This is a genomic window from Kitasatospora sp. NPDC002551 (assembly GCF_040296005.1).
GTDB lineage: Bacteria > Actinomycetota > Actinomycetes > Streptomycetales > Streptomycetaceae > Kitasatospora.
Genome location: NZ_JBEOWI010000009.1, coordinates 82,103 through 100,008 on the forward strand (window position 1 = coordinate 82,103; position 17,906 = coordinate 100,008).

17 protein-coding genes and 1 pseudogene are annotated in these 17,906 nt (G+C 75.3%); 10 read left to right on the forward strand and 8 right to left on the reverse strand.

What is annotated here, in order from left to right; translation table 11 throughout:
* Positions 1–217: 217 nt before the first annotated feature.
* The 4 genes from ABT093_RS11485 to ABT093_RS11500 all read left to right on the forward strand — a co-directional run bounded on the left by ABT093_RS11485 (position 218) and on the right by ABT093_RS11500 (position 3,949).
* A complete protein-coding gene (locus tag ABT093_RS11485; RefSeq protein ID WP_350562929.1) occupies positions 218–583 on the forward strand; it encodes a hypothetical protein in 366 nt (121 codons plus the stop codon).
* Between the two features lie 124 nt (positions 584–707).
* Positions 708–1,100, forward strand: coding sequence for a hypothetical protein (locus ABT093_RS11490; RefSeq protein ID WP_350562931.1), 393 nt, complete (start codon positions 708–710; stop codon positions 1,098–1,100).
* A 61-nt stretch (positions 1,101–1,161) separates the two neighbouring features.
* Positions 1,162–3,321 (forward strand): MMPL family transporter, encoded by a 2,160-nt coding sequence (locus ABT093_RS11495; RefSeq protein ID WP_350562933.1) that lies wholly within the window; start codon positions 1,162–1,164, stop codon positions 3,319–3,321.
* A gap of 127 nt (positions 3,322–3,448) precedes the next feature.
* On the forward strand, positions 3,449–3,949 hold the full coding sequence (locus ABT093_RS11500; protein ID WP_350562935.1) for a MarR family winged helix-turn-helix transcriptional regulator: 501 nt from the start codon (positions 3,449–3,451) through the stop codon (positions 3,947–3,949).
* On the opposite strand, the gene ABT093_RS11505 is transcribed toward ABT093_RS11500, so the two are convergent.
* A complete protein-coding gene (locus tag ABT093_RS11505; protein ID WP_350562936.1) occupies positions 3,941–5,482 on the reverse strand; it encodes an SDR family oxidoreductase in 1,542 nt (513 codons plus the stop codon). The two genes, ABT093_RS11500 and ABT093_RS11505, sit on opposite strands and share 9 nt — an antisense overlap.
* Before the next feature lie 258 nt (positions 5,483–5,740).
* Between ABT093_RS11505 and ABT093_RS11510 the strand changes: the two genes are divergently transcribed.
* The 3 genes from ABT093_RS11510 (at position 5,741) to ABT093_RS11520 (ending at position 8,575) form a co-directional block, all read left to right on the forward strand.
* Entirely contained in the window at positions 5,741–6,658 is a 918-nt protein-coding gene (locus ABT093_RS11510) for an MBL fold metallo-hydrolase (protein WP_350562938.1), read from the forward strand.
* Positions 6,659–6,984: 326 nt separating this feature from the next.
* On the forward strand, positions 6,985–7,707 hold the full coding sequence (locus ABT093_RS11515; protein WP_350562941.1) for a CBS domain-containing protein: 723 nt from the start codon (positions 6,985–6,987) through the stop codon (positions 7,705–7,707).
* Positions 7,708–7,891: 184 nt separating this feature from the next.
* Positions 7,892–8,575, forward strand: a complete 684-nt coding sequence (locus ABT093_RS11520; RefSeq protein WP_350562943.1) for a beta-glucanase — start codon at positions 7,892–7,894, stop codon at positions 8,573–8,575.
* Positions 8,576–8,642: 67 nt separating this feature from the next.
* Here the strand turns inward: ABT093_RS11520 and ABT093_RS11525 are convergent, their stop codons facing one another.
* On the reverse strand, positions 8,643–9,008 hold the full coding sequence (locus ABT093_RS11525) for a hypothetical protein (protein ID WP_350562945.1): 366 nt from the start codon (positions 9,006–9,008) through the stop codon (positions 8,643–8,645).
* A gap of 245 nt (positions 9,009–9,253) precedes the next feature.
* On the opposite strand from ABT093_RS11525, the gene ABT093_RS11530 reads away from it, so the two are divergent.
* On the forward strand, positions 9,254–9,670 hold the full coding sequence (locus ABT093_RS11530) for an SHOCT domain-containing protein (protein ID WP_350562947.1): 417 nt from the start codon (positions 9,254–9,256) through the stop codon (positions 9,668–9,670).
* Between the two features lie 77 nt (positions 9,671–9,747).
* On the opposite strand, the gene ABT093_RS11535 is transcribed toward ABT093_RS11530, so the two are convergent.
* Entirely contained in the window at positions 9,748–10,158 is a 411-nt protein-coding gene (locus tag ABT093_RS11535) for an organic hydroperoxide resistance protein (protein WP_350562949.1), read from the reverse strand.
* Positions 10,159–10,291: 133 nt separating this feature from the next.
* Between ABT093_RS11535 and ABT093_RS11540 the strand changes: the two genes are divergently transcribed.
* A complete protein-coding gene (locus ABT093_RS11540; protein ID WP_350562951.1) occupies positions 10,292–10,783 on the forward strand; it encodes a MarR family winged helix-turn-helix transcriptional regulator in 492 nt (163 codons plus the stop codon).
* Between the two features lie 49 nt (positions 10,784–10,832).
* Here ABT093_RS11540 and ABT093_RS11545 read toward each other — a convergent pair whose 3' ends face one another.
* The 5 genes and pseudogenes from ABT093_RS11545 to ABT093_RS11565 form a co-directional block, all read right to left on the reverse strand.
* Positions 10,833–12,872 carry a DUF8189 domain-containing protein gene (locus ABT093_RS11545; RefSeq protein ID WP_350562953.1) on the reverse strand — a complete coding sequence of 680 codons (2,040 nt, stop codon included), beginning with the start codon at positions 12,870–12,872 and terminating at the stop codon, positions 10,833–10,835.
* A gap of 366 nt (positions 12,873–13,238) precedes the next feature.
* Positions 13,239–13,622, reverse strand: a complete 384-nt coding sequence (locus ABT093_RS11550) for a VOC family protein (protein ID WP_350562955.1) — start codon at positions 13,620–13,622, stop codon at positions 13,239–13,241.
* A 100-nt stretch (positions 13,623–13,722) separates the two neighbouring features.
* Positions 13,723–14,829 (reverse strand): methyltransferase, encoded by a 1,107-nt coding sequence (locus ABT093_RS11555; protein WP_350563147.1) that lies wholly within the window; start codon positions 14,827–14,829, stop codon positions 13,723–13,725.
* A gap of 377 nt (positions 14,830–15,206) precedes the next feature.
* Positions 15,207–16,133, reverse strand: a complete 927-nt coding sequence (locus ABT093_RS11560) for an MBL fold metallo-hydrolase (RefSeq protein WP_350562957.1) — start codon at positions 16,131–16,133, stop codon at positions 15,207–15,209.
* Between the two features lie 103 nt (positions 16,134–16,236).
* A pseudogene (locus tag ABT093_RS11565) lies at positions 16,237–17,166 on the reverse strand (fumarylacetoacetate hydrolase family protein); the annotation flags it as partial.
* An 80-nt stretch (positions 17,167–17,246) separates the two neighbouring features.
* Between ABT093_RS11565 and ABT093_RS11570 the strand changes: the two are divergent.
* The gene (locus tag ABT093_RS11570; RefSeq protein WP_350562959.1) at positions 17,247–17,891 is read left to right on the forward strand and encodes a TetR/AcrR family transcriptional regulator; all 645 of its coding nucleotides are present in this window, start codon (positions 17,247–17,249) and stop codon (positions 17,889–17,891) included.
* Positions 17,892–17,906 lie beyond the last annotated feature (15 nt).

Sequence of the window (17,906 nt, forward strand, 5' to 3'; positions counted from 1 at the left end):
CGCCGCCCCGTCCGGCCCGTCCGCGCCCCCGGCTCCGGGGGCGCGGACGGGCCGGACGCATATGCCGGAAACAAGTGCGCCGGCGCACTGTCAACAAGCGCGAACGCGACGCCCGATCCGGCGCTCCGGACCGGAAAGCCACTGTCCCTGTCATGTTCCCGCCGGTAGGAATGGGTGGCCGGCGCGGAACGCCCGCGCCGTGGAGAGGAGCCGCTCCGTGTCCCGTCTTCGTGCCGCCGCCCTGGCCGTCGGCTGCGCCGCCGCCGCGCTGACCCTGACCGCGACCACCGCGCACGCCGCCCCCGGCGACACCCAGAACGTGTGCAGCAGCCAGCTCACCCCCACCGGCTGGGTGGACGTCCAGTGGTGGAACGACATCAGCTGCTCGTCGACCTTCAGCCCCAACAAGAAGCAGATCAAGCAGGCCGCCGGCCTGCCGATCGGCACCACGCTGAACGTCTGTTCCTCGACGCTCCCGCCGGCCGGCTGGGTGCAGCTCTCCGCGTTCTACAACAGCAGCTGCCAGTACTCCGCCGTCCCCAGCTTCAACAACAACTCCTGGCAGATCAAGCGCGTCTCCTGACGCCCCCGCGGACAGCGCGCCGACGGCCCACCGGTCCCGCACCGGCGGGCCGTCGGCGCGTCGCGGCCCCGGCGGGCGGCAGACTGGGCCCACCTGTCCGCCGCCCGCCCGGGAGACCACCGCCATGCACCAGCGCCTGCTGCGCCTCACCGGCGCCGCCACCGCCGTCTACGGAATCGCCGTCGCCCGCCGGCCCGCCCTGCTCGCCCGCCCCTCCGGCCTCACCGCCCCGGACGGCACGGTGCCCGCGCCGGTCGCCGCCTGCCTGCGCCCGCTCGCCCTGCGCGACGCCGCCTGCGGCCTCGCCATGGTCCTCGCCCCGAACGACGCCGCGCTGCGCACCGCGACCGCCGTGCGGATCGCCTCCGACCTCGGCGACGCCGCCCTGCTCGCGACCGCCCTCCCGGCCCGGCGGCACCGGGTGATGGCGGTCGCCGTCTCCGTCGGCTGGGGCGCGCTCTCGGTGGCCGGACTCCTGGCGCGGCCCCGGGGTCTCTCCGCGGGTCAAGTCTCTTGACCGTCGAGAGATATGATCCGGGCTGTCCGCCACCCAGCCCACGTCCGGAGGGCGCCCCGCCATGCCCGCTGACCGTCCCGCCCCCGCCGCCCCGGCCGCCCGGCCGCGCCGCGCCCGGCTGCTCGTCCCGCTCGCCCTGCTGATCGTCTGGCTCGGTCTCGGCGGCGCCTTCGGCTCCTACGCGGGCCGGCTCGGCGAGGTCGCCACCAACGACCGGGCCGCCTTCCTGCCCCGCAGCGCCGAGTCCACCGAGGTCGCCCGGCTCGGCGCGGACTTCCGGGCCGGGGACGCCCTGCCGGTCGTCGTCGTCTGGGAGAGCCGCACCGGCCCCCTCGACGACGCCCGGCGCGCCGTCGCCGAACAGGCCCTGCACGACGCCGCCGCGCTGCCCGGCGCCACCGGACGCGTCTCGCCCGCCCTCCCCGCCGCCGACGGGCGCGCGGTGCAGGGCGTCGTCCAGCTGCGCGCCGACCTCGGCCGCGAGACCGGCGACACCGTGCGCGCCGTCCGCGCGCTCGCCGAACGCGTCCCCGACACCACCGTCGGCCTGGCCGGACCCGCCGCCATCCTCGCCGACCTGGGCGGCGCCTTCGCCGGCATCGACGGACTGCTGCTCGGCGTCGCGCTCGGCGTCGTCCTGCTGATCCTGCTCGCCGTCTACCGCGCCGTGCTGCTGCCGCTGCTGGTCATCCTCGGCGCCGTCTTCGCCCTCGGCATCGCCTGCGCCCTGGTCTACCTGCTCGCCGACCACGGCCTGGTCACCGTCGACGGCCAGGTCCAGGGGCTGCTGTCGATCCTCGTCATCGGCGCCGCCACCGACTACGGCCTGCTGCTCTCCGCCCGCTTCCGCGAGGAACTCCACCTGCACGGCGACCGGTTCGCCGCGATGCGCACCGCCTGGCGGCAGTCCGTCGAGCCGATCACCGCCTCCGGCGCCACCGTCGCCCTCGGCCTGCTGGTGCTGCTGCTCTCCGGCCTGACCAACAACCGGGCGCTCGGCCCGGTCGGCGCCATCGGCATCGGCTGCGCCGTGCTCTCCGCGCTCACCTTCCTGCCCGCCGCCCTGGTGCTGGCCGGGCGCGCCGCCTACTGGCCGGCCCGGCCCGCCGCCGACGGCCGGGCCCCGGTGCACGCCGTCTGGGCCCGGGTCGCGGCGCTGGTCGCCCGCCGACCGCGCGCCCTGTGGGCGGCGAGCCTGGCCGTGCTGGCGGCGCTGGCCGCCCTCGCCCCCACCCTGGACGCCGGCGGGGTGCCGCAGAGCGAGCTCTTCGTCAAGGCCCAGCCCTCGGTGGCCGGCCAGCGGATGCTCTCCGCGCACTTCCCCGGCGGCAGCGGCAACCCCGCCGTGGTGATCGCCGCCGCCGACCGGGCCGAGGCCGTCACCGCGGCGACCGCCGCCGTCCCGGGCGTGGCCGGCGTACGTGCCACCGCCGCCGGGGCACCGGGCGGCGCGCCGCTGGTCGTCGACGGCCGGGTCCGGCTGGAGGCGACGCTCACCGACCCGGCCGACAGCGACGCGGCGATCGCCACCGTCCACCGGCTGCGGCAGGCCGTGCACGCCGTCCCGGACGCGCGGGCGCTGGTCGGCGGCTACACCGCCCAGCAGGACGACACCCGGACCACCGCCGCGCACGACCGCCGCCTCATCACCCCGGTGGTGCTGCTCTGCGTGCTCGCCGTCCTCGTCCTGCTGCTGCGCTCGCTGGTCGCACCGGTGCTGCTGGCCGCCACCGTCGCGCTCTCCTACCTGGCGACGCTCGGCGTGAGCGCGGTGGTCTTCCCGCACGTGTTCGGGTTCTCCGCGGTGGACCCCTCGGTGCCGCTGTACGGGTACGTGTTCCTGGTCGCGCTCGGGGTCGACTACAACATCTTCCTGATGACCCGGGTGCGTGAGGAGGCGCTGCGCTCCGGCACCCGGGAGGGGGTGCTGCGCGGGCTCACCGCCACCGGCGGGGTGATCACCTCGGCGGGCGTGGTGCTGGCCGCGACCTTCGCCGCGCTCGGCGTGATCCCGCTGGCCTTCCTGGCCCAGATCGCCTTCATCGTGGCCTTCGGCGTGCTGCTGGACACCCTGCTGGTGCGCTCGCTGCTGGTGCCCGCCCTGGTGCGCGACCTCGGCGACCGGGTCTGGTGGCCGGCCCGCACCGGCCGAGCGGCGGCCGTGCGCCCGGTGCCGGCGGTCGCGGAGCCCGCCGGTGAGCGCGTGGGCCCGGGGATCTGAGCGCGGGCGGCGGGCTGAAGGCGGCCGGCGGACGGTAGGCGGTGGGCAGTGGCCGACGGAGGGCGGCCGGCGGCACCGTTAGGCTGAACGGGTCAGCCCGACGTCGTACGCAACCGGAGAACACGCCTTGGCGGAGCAGGAGGACCAGCAGGGGTCGCACGGCACGCCGGAGCTCGGCCGCCTGCTCCAGGACCTCGCCTCCGAGATGAACCTGCTCGGCCACGGCTTCGCCGCCGCCAGCGGCCTGCACACCACCGACGTCCAGGCCCTGCTCGCGATCATGCGCGCCGGAAGCGGCGCCTCCGCCGGGGACCCGGCCGCGTCCCCGGGGATCACCCCCGGGCGGCTCGGCGAGGAACTCGGTCTCTCCTCGGGCGCCGTCACCGCCATGCTGGACCGCCTGGAGCGGGCCGGGCACATCCGCCGCACCCGGGACGCGGCGGACCGGCGGCTGGTCCTGGTGCACTACCTCCCCGGCGCCGGCCGGATGGCGGCCGAGTGGTTCGCGCCGGTCGCCCGCCGCACCGAGACGGTGCGCGCCGAGTTCACACCCGCCGAGCTCGCCGCCGTCGCCCGCTTCCTCGGCCGGATGACCGGCGAACTGGAAGGCCTGCGCCACTCACGCTGAGCCGCCCGGCGGACCGTCCCGGCGGTCCCGGGGTTCACGCGCGGCCCGCTCGGTGATCCGCCGCGCCATCCCGCCGAAGACCACGGCGTGGAACGGCGCCACCGCCCACCAGTACGCGTGCCCGGCCAGCCCGCGCGGGTGGAAGAGCGCCCGCTGCCGGTAACGGCTGCCGCCCCCGCCGTCCGGGGCGACCGTGAGCTCCAGCCAGGCCGGGCCGGGCAGCCGCATCTCCGCGCGGAGCCGCAGTAGCCGCCCCGGTTCGATCTCCTCCACCCGCCAGAAGTCGAGCGACTCGCCGACCCGCAGCCGCGCCGGGTCCCGCCGCCCGCGGCGCAGCCCCACGCCGCCGACCAGCCGGTCGACCCAGCCGCGCACGGCCCAGCCGAGCGGGAAGGAGTACCAGCCGTTCTCGCCGCCGATCCCCTCCACCACCCGCCACAGTGCCGCCGGATCGGCGTCCACCCGCAGCTCCCGGACGTCCTGGTAGAGGCTGCCGCCGGCCCAGTCCGGGTCGGTCGGCAGCGGGTCGCTCGGGGCGCCGGGGAGCGAGGCCGAGGACCACCGGGTGGCGACGTCCGCGTCCTGGATCCGCCGCAGCGCGAGCGCGACCGCCGCGTCGAAGCCGACGCCGCCGTCCGGCGGCGGGGGCAGGTACCGGTCGAGGTCGTGCTCGCCGCGGACCACCTCGTACCGCAGCGACTCCACCAGCGGGCGCGCGATCGATCCCGGGACCGGCGTCACCAGGCCGACCCAGAGGCTGGAGAGCCGCGGGGTGAGAACGGGGACGGCGAGGATCAGCCGGCGCGGCAGTCCGGCCACCGCCGCGTAGCGCTCCATCATCCGCCGGTAGGTCAGCACCTCCGGCCCGCCGATGTCGAAGGCGCGGTTCACCCCGGGCGGCAGCGTGGCGGCCCCGACCAGCAGCCGCAGCACGTCCCGCACGGCGATCGGCTGGATCCGGGTGTCCACCCAGCGTGGGGTCACCATCACCGGCAGGCGCTCGGTGAGGTGGCGGAGCATCTCGAAGGAGGCCGAGCCCGAGCCGATGATCACCGCCGCCCGCAGCTCGGCGGTCGGCACGCCGCTGGCGCGCAGCACCCGGCCGACCTCGACCCGCGAGCGCAGGTGCGGGGAGAGCCGCCCGGCCGGCACCCCGGCGGGGGCCAGCCCGCCCAGGTAGACGATCCGGCGCACCCCGGCCGCCGCCGCGGCCCGGCCGAAGGCCGCGGCGGCGGCCCGGTCGGTGGCCTCGAAGCCGGGGCCGGTGCCGAGCGCGTGCACCAGGTAGTAGGCCACGTCGACGCCGTCGAAGGCGCCGGTCAGGCTCTCCGGGCGGGTGACGTCCCCGGCGGCGGCCTCGACCCGGTCGCGCCACGGGTGGTCCCGCAGCCGGTCCGGGTCGCGGACCAGGCACCGCACGGCGTGGCCGGCGTCCAGCAGCTCCGGCACCAGCCGGCCGCCGATGTAGCCGGTGGCCCCGGTGACCAGGCAGCGCGGCGGGCCGGGCGGAACGGGGTCGGTGGCATCGGTCACGGCGGCTCCCGGGAGACGGTCGGCGGTCGCCACGATGATCTCCGCCGCGGACCGCACCCGCACCGGGGCGGCCGCGCTGCCGCCCGTCCGGCGCAACGGTGCGGCCCGGCCGGCCGCCACCGGGGGCGACGGAGGAGGCGACGGAGGAGGGCGGCTGTCACACATCCGGCCGCTGTCCGGTCCTTAGGGATGACCGAGCGGCGTGGTCCGTGACGCCGCCGAGGTCTCTTGATCGGCTCTCTACAGGAGGAGAACATCATGAGTCGGGTCCACAGCACCACACACCCCCGCGCGACGGGGCACGACGAACTGGTCCCGTCGCGCTACGCGCTGAAGGTCGGCGACATCGACGTCCTGGTGATCAGCGACGGCGTGCTGCCGATCTCCCCCGCGACACTGGCCACCAACGCCGCCGAGGCCGAGCTGTCGGCCTGGCTCAGCGACATGTTCCTGCCGCAGGCCCTGATCGACTGGCCGCTGAACGTGGCCGTGGTGCGCAGCGGCGGCCGGACCGTCCTCGTCGACTCCGGGCTGGGGACGGAGTTTCCGGGCTTCCCGCGGGCCGGGCAGCTGGCCATGCGGCTGGAGGCCGCCGGGGTCGATCCCGCGTCCGTGACCGACGTGGTGCTCACCCACCTGCACATGGACCACATCGGGGGGCTGCTCGTCGACGGGCTGCGGGGCCGGCTGCGGGCGGACCTGCGGGTCCACCTGGCGGCGGCCGAGGCGGAGTTCTGGGCGGCGCCCGACTTCTCCCGCACCGCCATGCCGGCGCCGGTTCCGGAGGTGCTCCGGACGACCGCCGCGCGCTTCCTGGACGTGTACCGCGGCCAGTTGCGGCCGTTCGAGAAGGAGTACGAGGTGGCGCCGGGCGTGCTGATCCGCCGCACCGGCGGTCACACGCCCGGCCACAGCATCGTCCGCCTGGAGTCCGGCGGCGAGCGGCTGACGTTCGCCGGTGACGCCGTCTTCCAGTGCGGGTTCGACAAGCCCGAGTGGCACAACGGCTTCGACCACGATCCGGAGGAGTCGGCCCGCGTCCGGACCCGTCTCCTGGAGGAGCTGGCGGCGAGCGGCGACCAGCTGGTGGCCACCCACCTGCCCTTCCCGTCCCTCTGCAGGGTGGCGGCCGCGGGCAACGCCTTCCGTTTCGTGCCGATCGTCTGGGAGCACTGACCGCCGCCCCCGGCGATCAGTCGCGGGGCCGGACACCACCGGCGGTGTCCGGCCCCGCCTCCTGCGGCCGGTGTTCCCTCGCCCGAACGGCGCAACGGGAGCGGCCCGGGCCGGCGGTCCGGGCCGCAGGGCCCGGGGCCGTCCGCGTCGGAACGGCGTAGGGCGGAAGGGGCCCTTGGTCCCGCCGGTTCAGCCCCTTGGCCCCTGGCGGATCGCCCGGCCGGGGGAGATGCTCCTGGTACAGCCGATCGGACGACAGGGGTCCGGTCGGACCGCGCCTTCGGACGAGGTGAACCGGCGTGCGGCATGCCACCGTCGAATCAGTGATGACCAGTCCTGTGGTCCGGGTCGCTCCCGAGACCGGCTTCCGGGAGATCGTCGCGCTGCTGACCGAGTACGACATCACCGGTGTGCCGGTGGTGGACGGCGAGGGCCGGCCGCTCGGCATCGTCTCGGAGGCGGACCTGCTGCTCACCCTGGCCGCCCAGGAGGACCAGGGGAGCCTGCTGCCACCGCCGGACCTCTCCCGGACCGGTCCGGGCGGCGCGGTCACCGCCGCCGACCTGATGACCGGACCGGCGGTCTGCGTCACCCCGGAGACCAGCGTGGTCGCGGCGGCCCGGCTGATGAGCCGGCACGGCGTGAAGCGGCTCCCGGTGCTGGACGAGGAGGGCCGGGTGTTCGCCATGGTCAGCCGGGGCGACCTGCTGCGGGTCTTCCTGCGCGAGGACCGGGTGATCCGCCGGGAGATCGTCGAGGAGGTGCTCGGCCGGATCGAGGGCGTGAGCCCCGCCCAGGTGGGCGTCGAGGTCGACCAGGGGCGGGTGGTGCTCAGCGGCACCGTGCCCGAGCCGCACCTCGTCCCGATCGTGCTGAACCTCTGCCGCTCGGTCGACGGCGTCGTGTCGGTGACCGACCGGCTGAGCGCCGACACCTTCGGCGGCGAGGGCCCGGGAGAGGGGCCCCCGGCCGGACCGGAGGACGCGCGCGACGGTGACGCGCGCGACGGTGACGCACGTGGGAGCGACGCGCCGGCGCCCATCGGCTGACCCCGCACGCCGGCACGCCCGCGCACCCGCACGCCCGCGCACCGGTCCGCTTCCGCGCCGTCCGACCGGGGCCGGCGCTGGACCCGGAGCGTCCGGTTCGAATATCGCGGTACGTACCGGGTATCTCACCCAGGGTGTGCGGTGGTAGCGGGCCGCCGCGCCGCCGGGGACCGGGGAGGCAGCCGTGGCCGTCGTGTTCGACGCGGACTTCACATCGACCAGCCAGTGGGTCGCGGGGCGCAGCAGCGCCTATCCCCGGATGGGGCCGACCAACCGGGGTGACCACAAGCTCGACTTCCTCAGCCGCGCCTACTGCCCGGACGGCCTGTTCACCGCGACCCGGCGGCTCGGCGGCGACCTGTGGACGTGCAACCTCTTGACCACCGAGGGCAGCCCGGAGGGCTTCCAGGCCCGCACCGGTGACACCCTGAGCGCACGGGTCACCCTGCCCCTGGAGCTGGGCGCCTGGCCGGCGATCTGGACGTGGCGCGACGGCGGCAACGAGATCGACGTGTTCGAGTACCACCCCGACAACCCGGACCTGCTGGAGATCTCCAACCACGTCCGGGGCGGCTACCGGTACTGGCACGGGGCCGAGGCCGGCATAGCCCCCGGCGCCACCTTCGACCTGCGGACCGTCTTCGGCGCCCACTCGGTGGACTGGTTCGTCGGCGACACCCTCGTCCACGCCGACCACCGCGGTGTCGGGCCCGACTGGCACGCCTACCTGATCGTCAACCTCTCGGTCGCGGACGGCACGTACCACACCCGTCCGCCGGTCTACGGGCCCGACCGGCTCGGCTGGACCTGCCACAGCCTCCGGGTCGAGCGCGGCGCGCCGGACCCGGAATCTCCGCGGCACCCGTGAACGGGGGCGCGTGGGCGGTGGCGCGCCTTGGCCGCGGTGCCCGTGCGCGGTGCCGACGGGCGGCGCCCTACGGCGGGAACGTCGCGGTGATCATCCGGCGCGGTCCCGAGCGCTGGAACCAGACCACCCGGCGGTACGGGCCGATGTACGCGGGGTGCGTCACATAGAGGTCGTCGCGCGGCGCGGCCTCGTTGCCGGGCGCGAGCGCGGCGTCGACCGCGTCGGCGGCGATGGAGCGCAGCAGTGCGTGCGCGGTCGCCGCGGCGGCTTCCGGGGCGATGGCCAGCGCGGTGAGTTCGAACCAGAGCGCCGTCGAGACGTAGCCGATGGGGGAGTAGCCGAGGGCGGGATGGGGGCGGCGGTCCTGGTAGCGGAGCAGCACCCCGGCCGCGACGAGGCGCTCACGGTCGTCGGCCGGCGGGTGGTGGTTCATGGGGCGAACGCTACCGGGCCCGGCGCGGGCGGGGCCGGGCCCCGGGGGTTTCCCGGTCCGCCGGGGGCCGTCGGCGTATGCTCGCCGGCGCCTCGCGCGTGGGCCCGGCGCCGCCCTGGCGCGGCCCGCTTCCTCACGCCGCTCCGACGGGCGCCGGCGCACGATGGTGGTGAGGCGCCGATCGCCCAGGTGCGGGCCGGCCGTCACGGCCGCCGCCCGTCGGCCGGGGCGGTGAGGAGGTCGTGATGACGCACTGGAACGGCCACGGCTACGGGCACGGGCTCGGGGGCTGGGGCCTGGGTCTGATGGCGTTGGGGCTGCTGCTGGTCGTGCTGGCGCTGGTGGCCGTCGCGGTGGTCCTGGCCCGGCAGTCGCGCTCGGCCGGGCCGCCGTCCAAGGGGCCGTGGGCCGCCGGTCCGGCGGGGCCGGCGGGCGGGGCGCCGCCGCTGCCGTTGCCCGAGCAGGTGCTCGCGGAGCGGTTCGCGCGCGGCGAGATCGACGCCGAGGAGTACCGGCACCGCCTGGCCGTCCTGCGCTCGGCGGGTGGTGGAGCGGGCGGTGGACCGGGGGGCGGGGCCGGTGCGGGGCCCGGTGCCGGGCCGCCCGGGTCTCCGCCCGTCCCGCCGTCGCCCCCGCGTCCGCCCGAGGGGCCGGCCGGCTGACGCCGGGCCCCTCGGGCCGTGGACCGTCGACCGCCGATGTGCCGACCGGTCGACCACTGGACTGCTGGACTGCTGGACTACTCGACGACGAGCTCGACCGGGATGTTGCCCCGGGTGGCGCGGGAGTAGGGGCACACCTCGTGCGCCTTCTTGACCAGCAGCTCGCCGGTCTCGCCCGCGAGCGCCTCGGGCAGCTCGACCCGCAGCACCACCGAGAGGCCGAAACCCTCGCCGTCCCGGCCGATGGACACCTCGGCGGTCACCGAGACGTCGCCGGTGTCCACCTTCGAATGCCGGCCGACCAGGCCCAGCGCGCTGGCGAAACAGGCGGCGTAGCCGGCCGCGAACAGCTGCTCCGGGTTGGTGCCCTGCCCGCTGCCGCCGAGGCCGGGCGGCATCGCCAGGGCGAGGTCGAGCTGACCGTCGGAGCTGACCGCGCGGCCCTCCCGGCCGTTGGCGGTGGCGGCTGCGGTGTAGAGCGCGTCCATGTCCGTTCCTTCCGTCCTGCGGTACGAGGTCTCGGTCCGGCGGTCCGGGCGGGCCGCCTGCCGGAAACAAGTAGAGCACGCAATTCAATTGTGCACAACTCAATAGCGTGTGCGGCATCGCTACCATGGACCCATGACCGCGCTGCCCGACGTGCCCGACGTGCCCGACGACACCGATCTGCTGCGCCTGGACCGGCAGATCTGCTTCTCGCTGAACGCCGCCTCCCGCGCCTTCGGGGGCGTCTACCGGGTGCTGCTCAAGGACCTCGGCCTGACCTATCCGCAGTACCTGGTCATGCTCGTCCTGTGGGAGCACGGGGACCTGCCGGTCAAGCGGATCGGTGAGTACCTGCGGCTCGACTCGGGCACCCTCTCCCCGCTCCTCAAGCGGCTGGAGGCGGCCGGTCTGGTGCGCCGCGAGCGCAGCCCCGAGGACGAGCGCTCGGTCACCGTCAGCCTCACCGGTGAGGGTGCCGCGCTGCGCGAGCGCGCCGGCCGGGTGCCGCGCCGCCTGCTCGCCGCCACCGGGCTGCCCGTCGAGGAGCTCTCCGCCCTGCGCGCGCTGCTGGACCAGGTCACCCTCGCCCTCGACACCGCCGTCCCGGGGCTTGCCGCGGACGAGTGAGCCGACCGGTCGGCGGTGGGGCGGAGGGTGGCCGGCCTCGGGGGCGGCCTCAGCGCCCGGCCGCCCTCCAGGCGCCGAACGGGCTGTCGGCCCCCGGTTCGCTCTGCCGCGCGGTGCGCAGGACGGCGTCCGGTCCGAGCGCCAGGACGACCCGGCGGCCGGTGGCGTCGAGGGCCACGGCCGGCGCGCCGACGATCAGTCGGCCGAGGTCGGACCACCGCGCGGCGAAGCCCCGGTCGGGCGCCGACCGCGAGGCCAGGCTGATCCCGCCCGCGCCGTTGCGGATGGCCACCGTCGTGCGGCCGTCGGTTCCGGTCACCGCGGCGACGCCCTCCAGCCCGGCCGGGCCGCCCAGCGACTCGGGGGTGGTGGTCCAGGAGCCGCTCGCCCGCTCGTGCCGGGTGACGACCTGTCCGGTGCCGGCCTGGTGGAAGAACAGCTCCAGCCGGCCGTCGGCGGTGCGGCCCACGGTGACCGGTCCGGCCGGGGGCGGGCCGAGGAAGGCGGCGTCCCGGACGAAGGAACCGCCGGGCTCCGACTGCCGCCAGTGCCCGATGCCGTCCCCGGTCGGCGCGAACAGCTCGATCCGTCCGTCGGCGGCGAGCGTGGCGGCCAGACCGTCCCGCACCCGGGTGCCGCCGAGGTCGGCCCACTGCGCCGGCCAGCCGCCGTCCGGCAGTTCGCCGAGCGCGCTGACGCCGCCGCCGGCGTTGCGGACGAAGACGGTCAGCCGGCCGTCGCCGCCGAGGACCGGGACGGGGCTACCGATGAGCTCCGGGGTGGCGGGGTCGGGATTGCCGAGTACCGTCCACTCGCCCCAGGTGCCCGGAGCGGTCTGGGCGACGGTGACGATCGCGTCGTCGCTCAGCCGGATGCCGAACAGGTGGAGCAGTCCGGCGGCGTCGCGCGCCACCCCGAGCGCGGCCGTGAGGCCCTCGCTGCCGGGGACCGGCACCGGCCCGCCCCACTCGCCGCCCGGCTCGGACTCGCGCCAGGCCTGCACCTGGTTGTCGAGCACGGCGAAGGCGTTCAGCGCGCCGGTGGCGTCCTGGGCCGCCCAGGCGGTGCCGTTCGACCACCGCGGATACTGCCGGGACGGGAAGTCCGCGTAGAAATTCGGCTCCTCCGGATTCGGCTTCGGGTCGTACTTCCCGGAATACCCGCCGCCGGTCGGTGGACGCTTCGGCCCGAGATAGGCGAGAAAGGTCTTCTTCTTCTCCTTCGCGGTACTCGCGGGCAGATTCGGCGGGTCCATCCGGACGTTGTAGTCGCGGTAGTTACGGAGGATCAGCCGACCGTTCCCGTCCGGCCCGTGATAACCGCGTGCGGCCTTTCCGGCGAATCGCGCGGCGGAGATGTGGTCGGCGTGGTCGGCGGGATTGAGCGGATTGCGGTCGTAGTCGTACGGCACGCGCGGGTCCTGGGCGAGCAGCACGGTCGGGCGGAACCGTTCCATCAGCTCGGTCAGTGCGGCGACGATGTCGTCGTGGGTGTAGTCCTGGTCCGCGTACGCGGGGTCGCACTGCCCGTCGGCGGGCAGGCTGCCGAGCGTGGCCTGGTGGGAGGGGCCGCCGGGGCCCTCGGTGGTCAGGCCGAAGAGGGTGGTCCGGCCCTCGCTGAGGGGGTAGGTCCCATTGCCGCCGTCGTGCAGCCTGAGGAACACCAGCTTGATCTGCGGAGCCTGGTCCAGGGTGTCGATCTGGACGGTCTTTCCGCTGGTCAGCCGGACTGCGGCGGTGTTCCAGCTGGGCTCCGCCACGCCGGCCAGGCGGGCGTGCGCGGCCCGTGCGCCGGCGTCCCGGCTGGCCGAATAGGCACACGGGTCGGCGAACCGGGGGTCCGTCCCCTCGCCGCCGGTCAGGTAGACGGTGACGGAGGGCGCGGCGTACTGCCGGTTCAGGTCCGGGTTCATGAAGAGGATGTCGTCGTCCTGGTGCGCGACGATCTGCATGAACGATTCTTCGCCCGGTGCGGCGGGGGCGACGGCCGCGGCCGGCTCGACCGGTTCCGCCGGGGCGGCGCCCGCCGGTGCCTGGGGCGTGCTCAGTGCGGCAGCCAGCAGCGTGCCCATGGCCTTCGGAAATCGCATCGCACCCCCGGTCTCCTCGCCCCCGAGCAGGAGATCGGTGGTATCGCCCGGTCGGCCCGGAACGGACTATCCCCAAGGTGATCGGCCGGCGTCAAATTCCGGTCGGCGAACCCCGCCGATCGTCGGGGGACGGGTCGGGCGTCAGCCCATGAATCACCCTTCGTCGACGAATCAAGGCGTACTGGTCATTGCATGAAATAGCGGGGCAAATCAGACAGTCGGCGAATGGGTCGTGAATCCCGGAGAGCCGTGTGCGGATGACACCGGCCGGGCGGCCGGGGTGGTGGCGGGCGCGCCGACGCCCGGCCGGGTCGGGCCCGGCCGGGCGCTCAGGTGTCGGAGCCGGTGATCGTCGGCCGGTGTTCGTCAGCCGGTGGTCCGCTCGTTCAGGCAGAGGATGTTGCCCTCGCTGTCCTTGAACCAGGCGGCGCGCATGCCCTCGGCCTCCACGACGCCGTCGACGGTCTTCAGGCCGGGCAGGTCGTACTCCTCGAACACGACGCCCTTGCCGCGCAGGGCGGCCATCTCCGAGTCCAGGTCGGGGACCTTGAAACTGGCCAGGGTGTGAGCGGCCTGGCCGCCGCTGGGTGTCTCGTAGATGCCGAACTCGGTGCCGCCGCACTCGAAGGTCAGGTCGCCCTCCGGGCCGGCGTCGGTGAGCTTGAGGCCGAGGGTGTCGGTGTAGAAGGACTTCGCCCGGGCCAGGTCGGTGGCAGGGATGATCGCCACCAGGGGTGCGTCTCCAAGCATGCTGATCGCCTCCTCGTCCTTCCAGCGTAGGTACGTCGGCCCACCGCGGGCCACGCCGGACGCCCGGAATGTCCCGGTGTGTCCGGCGGGCGACGGGGCGTCACGCCGGGGCGAGGCGCCAGAGCGACGTCACCTCGGCGGCGCGGGCGGCGGACTCGGCCGCGCGGCGGTGCCGGGGGCGGGTGTCCAGCCTCCCGGCGACGCGCAGACCGGCGGCCGCGAAGGCGGCGAGCAGATCGTCCCGGGAGCGCAGGCCCAGGTGTTCGGCGAGGTCGGAGAGGACCAGCCAGCCCTCGCCGCCGGGCGCGAGCCGCTCGGTCAGCCCGCCGAGGAAGCCCTCCAGCATCCGGCCGCCGGGGTCGTACACGCCCTGCTCCAGGGCGGAGGTGGGCTCGGCCGGCAGCCACGGCGGATTGCAGACCGCCAGGGCGGCCCGCTCCCCGCCGGGCGGATAGAGCCCGGTGCCGGCCGGCCGGATGCGGTCGGCCAGCCCCAGCCGGCGCGCGTTGTCGCTGGCGCAGGCCAGGGCGCGCGGATTGGCGTCGGTGACCAGCACCCGGCCGGCCCCGCGCCGGGCCAGGACGGCGGCCAGCACTCCGGTGCCGGTGCCGAGGTCGAACGCGGTGCCGCCGCCCGTTGCGGCGGCGGGCAGCGGCGCCCGGGCCACCAGGTCGACGTACTCGCCGCGGACCGGGGAGAACACGCCGTAGTGCGGGTGGACGCGCGCGCCGAGGGCGGGCACGTCCACGCCCCTCTCGCGCCACTGCCGCGCGCCGAGGACGCCGAGCAGCTCCCGCAGGGCGACCACCCGGGGCCCGTCGGGCGGGCCGTACGCCTCCCGGCAGGCCTGCCGGACGTCGGGTGCGCGGCGCAGCCGCAGGGCGTGGTCGGCCTCCAGCCGGACCACGAGGCGGCCGAGCAGCCGGGCGGTCCGGGCACGCTCCCGCCGCTGCTCGCGGAACTCCTCGCCAGGGGTGGCCGCGCCCGTGGCGCGCGGTCGGTGCGCGGCGCGTGCGGCCCGCCGGGTCAGGGCGGTGAGCAGGTGCCGGGCACCGTGGTAGTCGCCCTGCCAGAGGACGGCGACGCCGTCGGAGGCCAGGCGGTGGGCGGTGCCGGCCGGCATCCGGTCGTCGGCGAGGACGACACGCCCGGGCGGCGGCGTGCCGTTCTCGCTGTGCCACCGGGTGGCCAGAGCGGTGAACGGGATGACGGTCGTGACGGCGGTGGCGGTGGTGCTGACGGTGGTGTGCGCGTCGGTGCGGGTGGTTCCGGACACCGGGACTCCTCGTGGTCGAACGTGCGGGTGGGCACGAAGAACACGCCGACGAGGAGGGGAACGACGATGGGTCAGACGAGAGGTGGCTCCCCGGTCGGCGTGCGGACCGACAAGTCGCCGAGCACCAGGCCCGGTTCGGCGCAGCCTGTCATGAGCAGCCCTTTCGCTGGGATCACCCTCTGCGGGATCACGGCCACGCTGTCACGCGGAGTGGTCGCCCCGCAACCGGTTTTCGTCCGAGGCGCCGTCATCGGGCGCGCCCCGCCGGGTGTTCACGAGGCGGGGCGGCCCGCTGCCCGGTTCGGTGTTCACCACGGTCCGTTGCGGGTGGCGTTCCATTCGGCCTGCAGGGTCTGCAGTTCCAGGATCCCGAGGGCGGGGGTGGCGGGGTCCAGCTCGCGGTAGCGCCGGTGGAGGTTGGCCACGACGCGGTCGGCGTCCAGCCAGGTGGCGTACTCGGCCAGGTCGATCGTGGCGGCCGCTTCGGCGAGGCTCAGGCCCCGGGCGTGGGCGGCATCGGCCTGCTCGATCAGGTGGGTGAAGTAGCCCCGGACCGCTCGGATCCCGTCGGGGCCGGTGACGGGGCCGTGCCCGGGCACGACCGTGGGCGCGTCCAGGGCGAGCATGGTGTCGCAGGCGGCGATCCAGTTGGCGATGGGTCCGCGCCAGACGATCGGGGTGCAGCCGACGAAGAGCAGGTCGCCGGTGAACAGCACGCCCGCGTCGGGGACGTGCACCACCGAGTCGGCGCCGGTGTGCGCCGGGCCCAGGTTCAGCACCCGGACCTGCCGGCCGCCGATGTCGAGGGTCAGCTCGTCGTCGAAGGTGTCGTCGGGCATCCGCGGCCGGATCCCGCTGAAGTCGAAGGCGGCGAACCGTTCCTTCAGATAGGGGCTCAGGACCGGTCCGAGGTCGGCGACCTGGACGGCGGTCAGCATGTCCGGGGTCATCTCCTGGCGCATTTCCGCGGCGGTCTCCCCGGCCGCGACGATCCGCACGTGGTCGCCGAGCAGCTGGTTGCCGTGGGTGTGGTCGCCGTTGGCGTGGGAGAGGACCGCGTGCGTCAGGGGGTTCCGGTCGGTGATCGGCCGCATCGCGCTCAGCATCTCGCGGGTCAGGGGCAGGTCGAAGAGGGTGTCCACCAGCAGCGAGGCCCCCGATCCGGCGACCAGGCCGGCGTTGCTCCAGCCGTAGCCGCCGTCGGGCAGCAGCCAGGCCCACACGTCCTTGCCCACCTCGTGCAGTCCCCGGGTGTACGGCAGTGCCGACGGCGCCCGGTTCACCCGGGTCCGGGCGGCCCTGCGGTCGGCGCCGGGGGCGGGGCGGGGCGCGGGTCTCGCCCAGCCCCTCGACGCGCAGGGAGACGACGTCTCCCGGCTTCAGCCAGCCCCGGAAACCGGACAGGTCGCCCAGGTCGAGGTGCTCGATGAGGCAGCAGGTCGGCACGGTGCCCGATCCGAACACCTCACCCGGCCCGAGGGTGACCCCGCGGGAGGCGTAGGAGACGACTTCGCCGAAGCTCCAGTCCATCGCGTCGGTACGGCCGCTGCCGACCGGTTCGCCGTTGACCAGGGCGCTCGCCCGAAGGGCGATCCTCCCGTCCGGCGTCCGGTAGGGATCCAGCTCGTCGGGGGTCACCAGGTACGGGCCGAGCGTGGTGGCGCAGTCCTTCCCCTTGGCCTGCCCGATCCCCATCGGGGACTCCCGCAGCTGGAGGTCGCGGGCGGACCAGTCGGCGTAGATCGTGTAGCCGGCGATGGCCCGCTCGGCCTGCTGGGGCGTCAGGTCCCGGCCGCCCGCGCCGATTACGGCGGCGATCTCGAGTTCGAAGTCGAACCAGGCGCAGCCGGGAGCCATCGGCACGTCGTCGTAGGGGCCGATGACCGTGGTGGGGCAGGCGAAGTAGAACGCCGGGATCTCGTACCAGGAGTCCTTGAGGGCCCGGGACGCTCCCATCACCTGCTGACAGTTGCGCATGTGGTCGAGGAAGCAGAGGCAGTCGCGCAGCACGGGCGGCCTCGGGACCGGCGCGCGCAGCTTCGCCGCGGCCAGCGGGAGCATGTCGGCGGGCTTGCGAAGCGCCTCCTCGCCCGCCTCCCGCAGGCCGTCGGCTCCTCGTCCGAGCAGCTCGACGAGGTCGGTCCCCGGTGGCAGTGCGTGAATGCTGTCGTCTTCGACGACCCCGACCCTGTCCCCGTGCTCGGTCTTGAACGTGACCCACCGCATGGCTCGTCCTCCGTGGCTGTGCCGGTCTGTGCTGGCCAACATAGACTGTTCTGGCTGACTGGTAAATGGCTGGCTGGCCAATCGCCTACCCTGGGCGGGGAACAGGAACCAGACGGGGGATCATGGCGACGCGACGCACGGACACGACCCAGGAGAGCCGGCGGCTGCTCATGACGGCCGCGGCCGAGCTCTTCGCCGAACGCGGGTACCGGGGGACGACCTTCGCCGACATCGCCGAGCGGTCCGGGATCAGCCGCGGCTCCATTCCCTGGCACTTCGGCAACAAGGAGGGCCTGCTCGCCGCGGTCATCGAGCACCTGCTGGACACCGTCCGGGCCGGCTTCGGCACCCCCGAGCCCGGACCGGGCGCGCTCGACCGGGCGCTGCGGGAGGCCCTGACGTTCACCAGACAGCCCACGACCATGCTGTTCGTGACACTGCTGGCCGAGGCCGTCGACACCGCCTCACCCCTGCACCGGTGGTACGGCGACCTCCATCAGGCACTGCGCGAGCGGCTGCGGGCGTGCATCGACCCCGCCGAGCTCCCCGAGGGGGCCACCCAGGAGGACGTCGGCACGGTCATGCTCGCCATCGTCATGGGCCTGAACCAGCAGTGGCGCATCGCCCCCGAGGCCGTCGACCTCGACCACGCGTACGCCACGGTGGGGGCCCTGTTCCAGGCGGCCCTGGCGGCGCCGGCGGCCGGGGGCTTCCACGGCACACCGGGCGACGGTCCGTCAGCGCGCCCGGGCGGGCCGGCCGCGTAGGCGCGCTCGCCGCGC

Coding starts and splice junctions, on each gene's coding strand:
- ABT093_RS11490 (WP_350562931.1), top strand. CDS start 708: ATGCACCAGCGCCTGCTGCGCCTCACCGGCGCCGCCACCGCCGTCTAC.
- ABT093_RS11495 (WP_350562933.1), top strand. CDS start 1,162: ATGCCCGCTGACCGTCCCGCCCCCGCCGCCCCGGCCGCCCGGCCGCGC.
- ABT093_RS11510 (WP_350562938.1), top strand. CDS start 5,741: ATGAGTCGGGTCCACAGCACCACACACCCCCGCGCGACGGGGCACGAC.
- ABT093_RS11515 (WP_350562941.1), top strand. CDS start 6,985: ATGACCAGTCCTGTGGTCCGGGTCGCTCCCGAGACCGGCTTCCGGGAG.
- ABT093_RS11525 (WP_350562945.1), bottom strand. CDS start 9,008: ATGAACCACCACCCGCCGGCCGACGACCGTGAGCGCCTCGTCGCGGCC.
- ABT093_RS11530 (WP_350562947.1), top strand. CDS start 9,254: ATGACGCACTGGAACGGCCACGGCTACGGGCACGGGCTCGGGGGCTGG.
- ABT093_RS11535 (WP_350562949.1), bottom strand. CDS start 10,158: ATGGACGCGCTCTACACCGCAGCCGCCACCGCCAACGGCCGGGAGGGC.
- ABT093_RS11540 (WP_350562951.1), top strand. CDS start 10,292: ATGACCGCGCTGCCCGACGTGCCCGACGTGCCCGACGACACCGATCTG.
- ABT093_RS11545 (WP_350562953.1), bottom strand. CDS start 12,872: ATGCGATTTCCGAAGGCCATGGGCACGCTGCTGGCTGCCGCACTGAGC.
- ABT093_RS11550 (WP_350562955.1), bottom strand. CDS start 13,622: ATGCTTGGAGACGCACCCCTGGTGGCGATCATCCCTGCCACCGACCTG.
- ABT093_RS11570 (WP_350562959.1), top strand. CDS start 17,247: ATGGCGACGCGACGCACGGACACGACCCAGGAGAGCCGGCGGCTGCTC.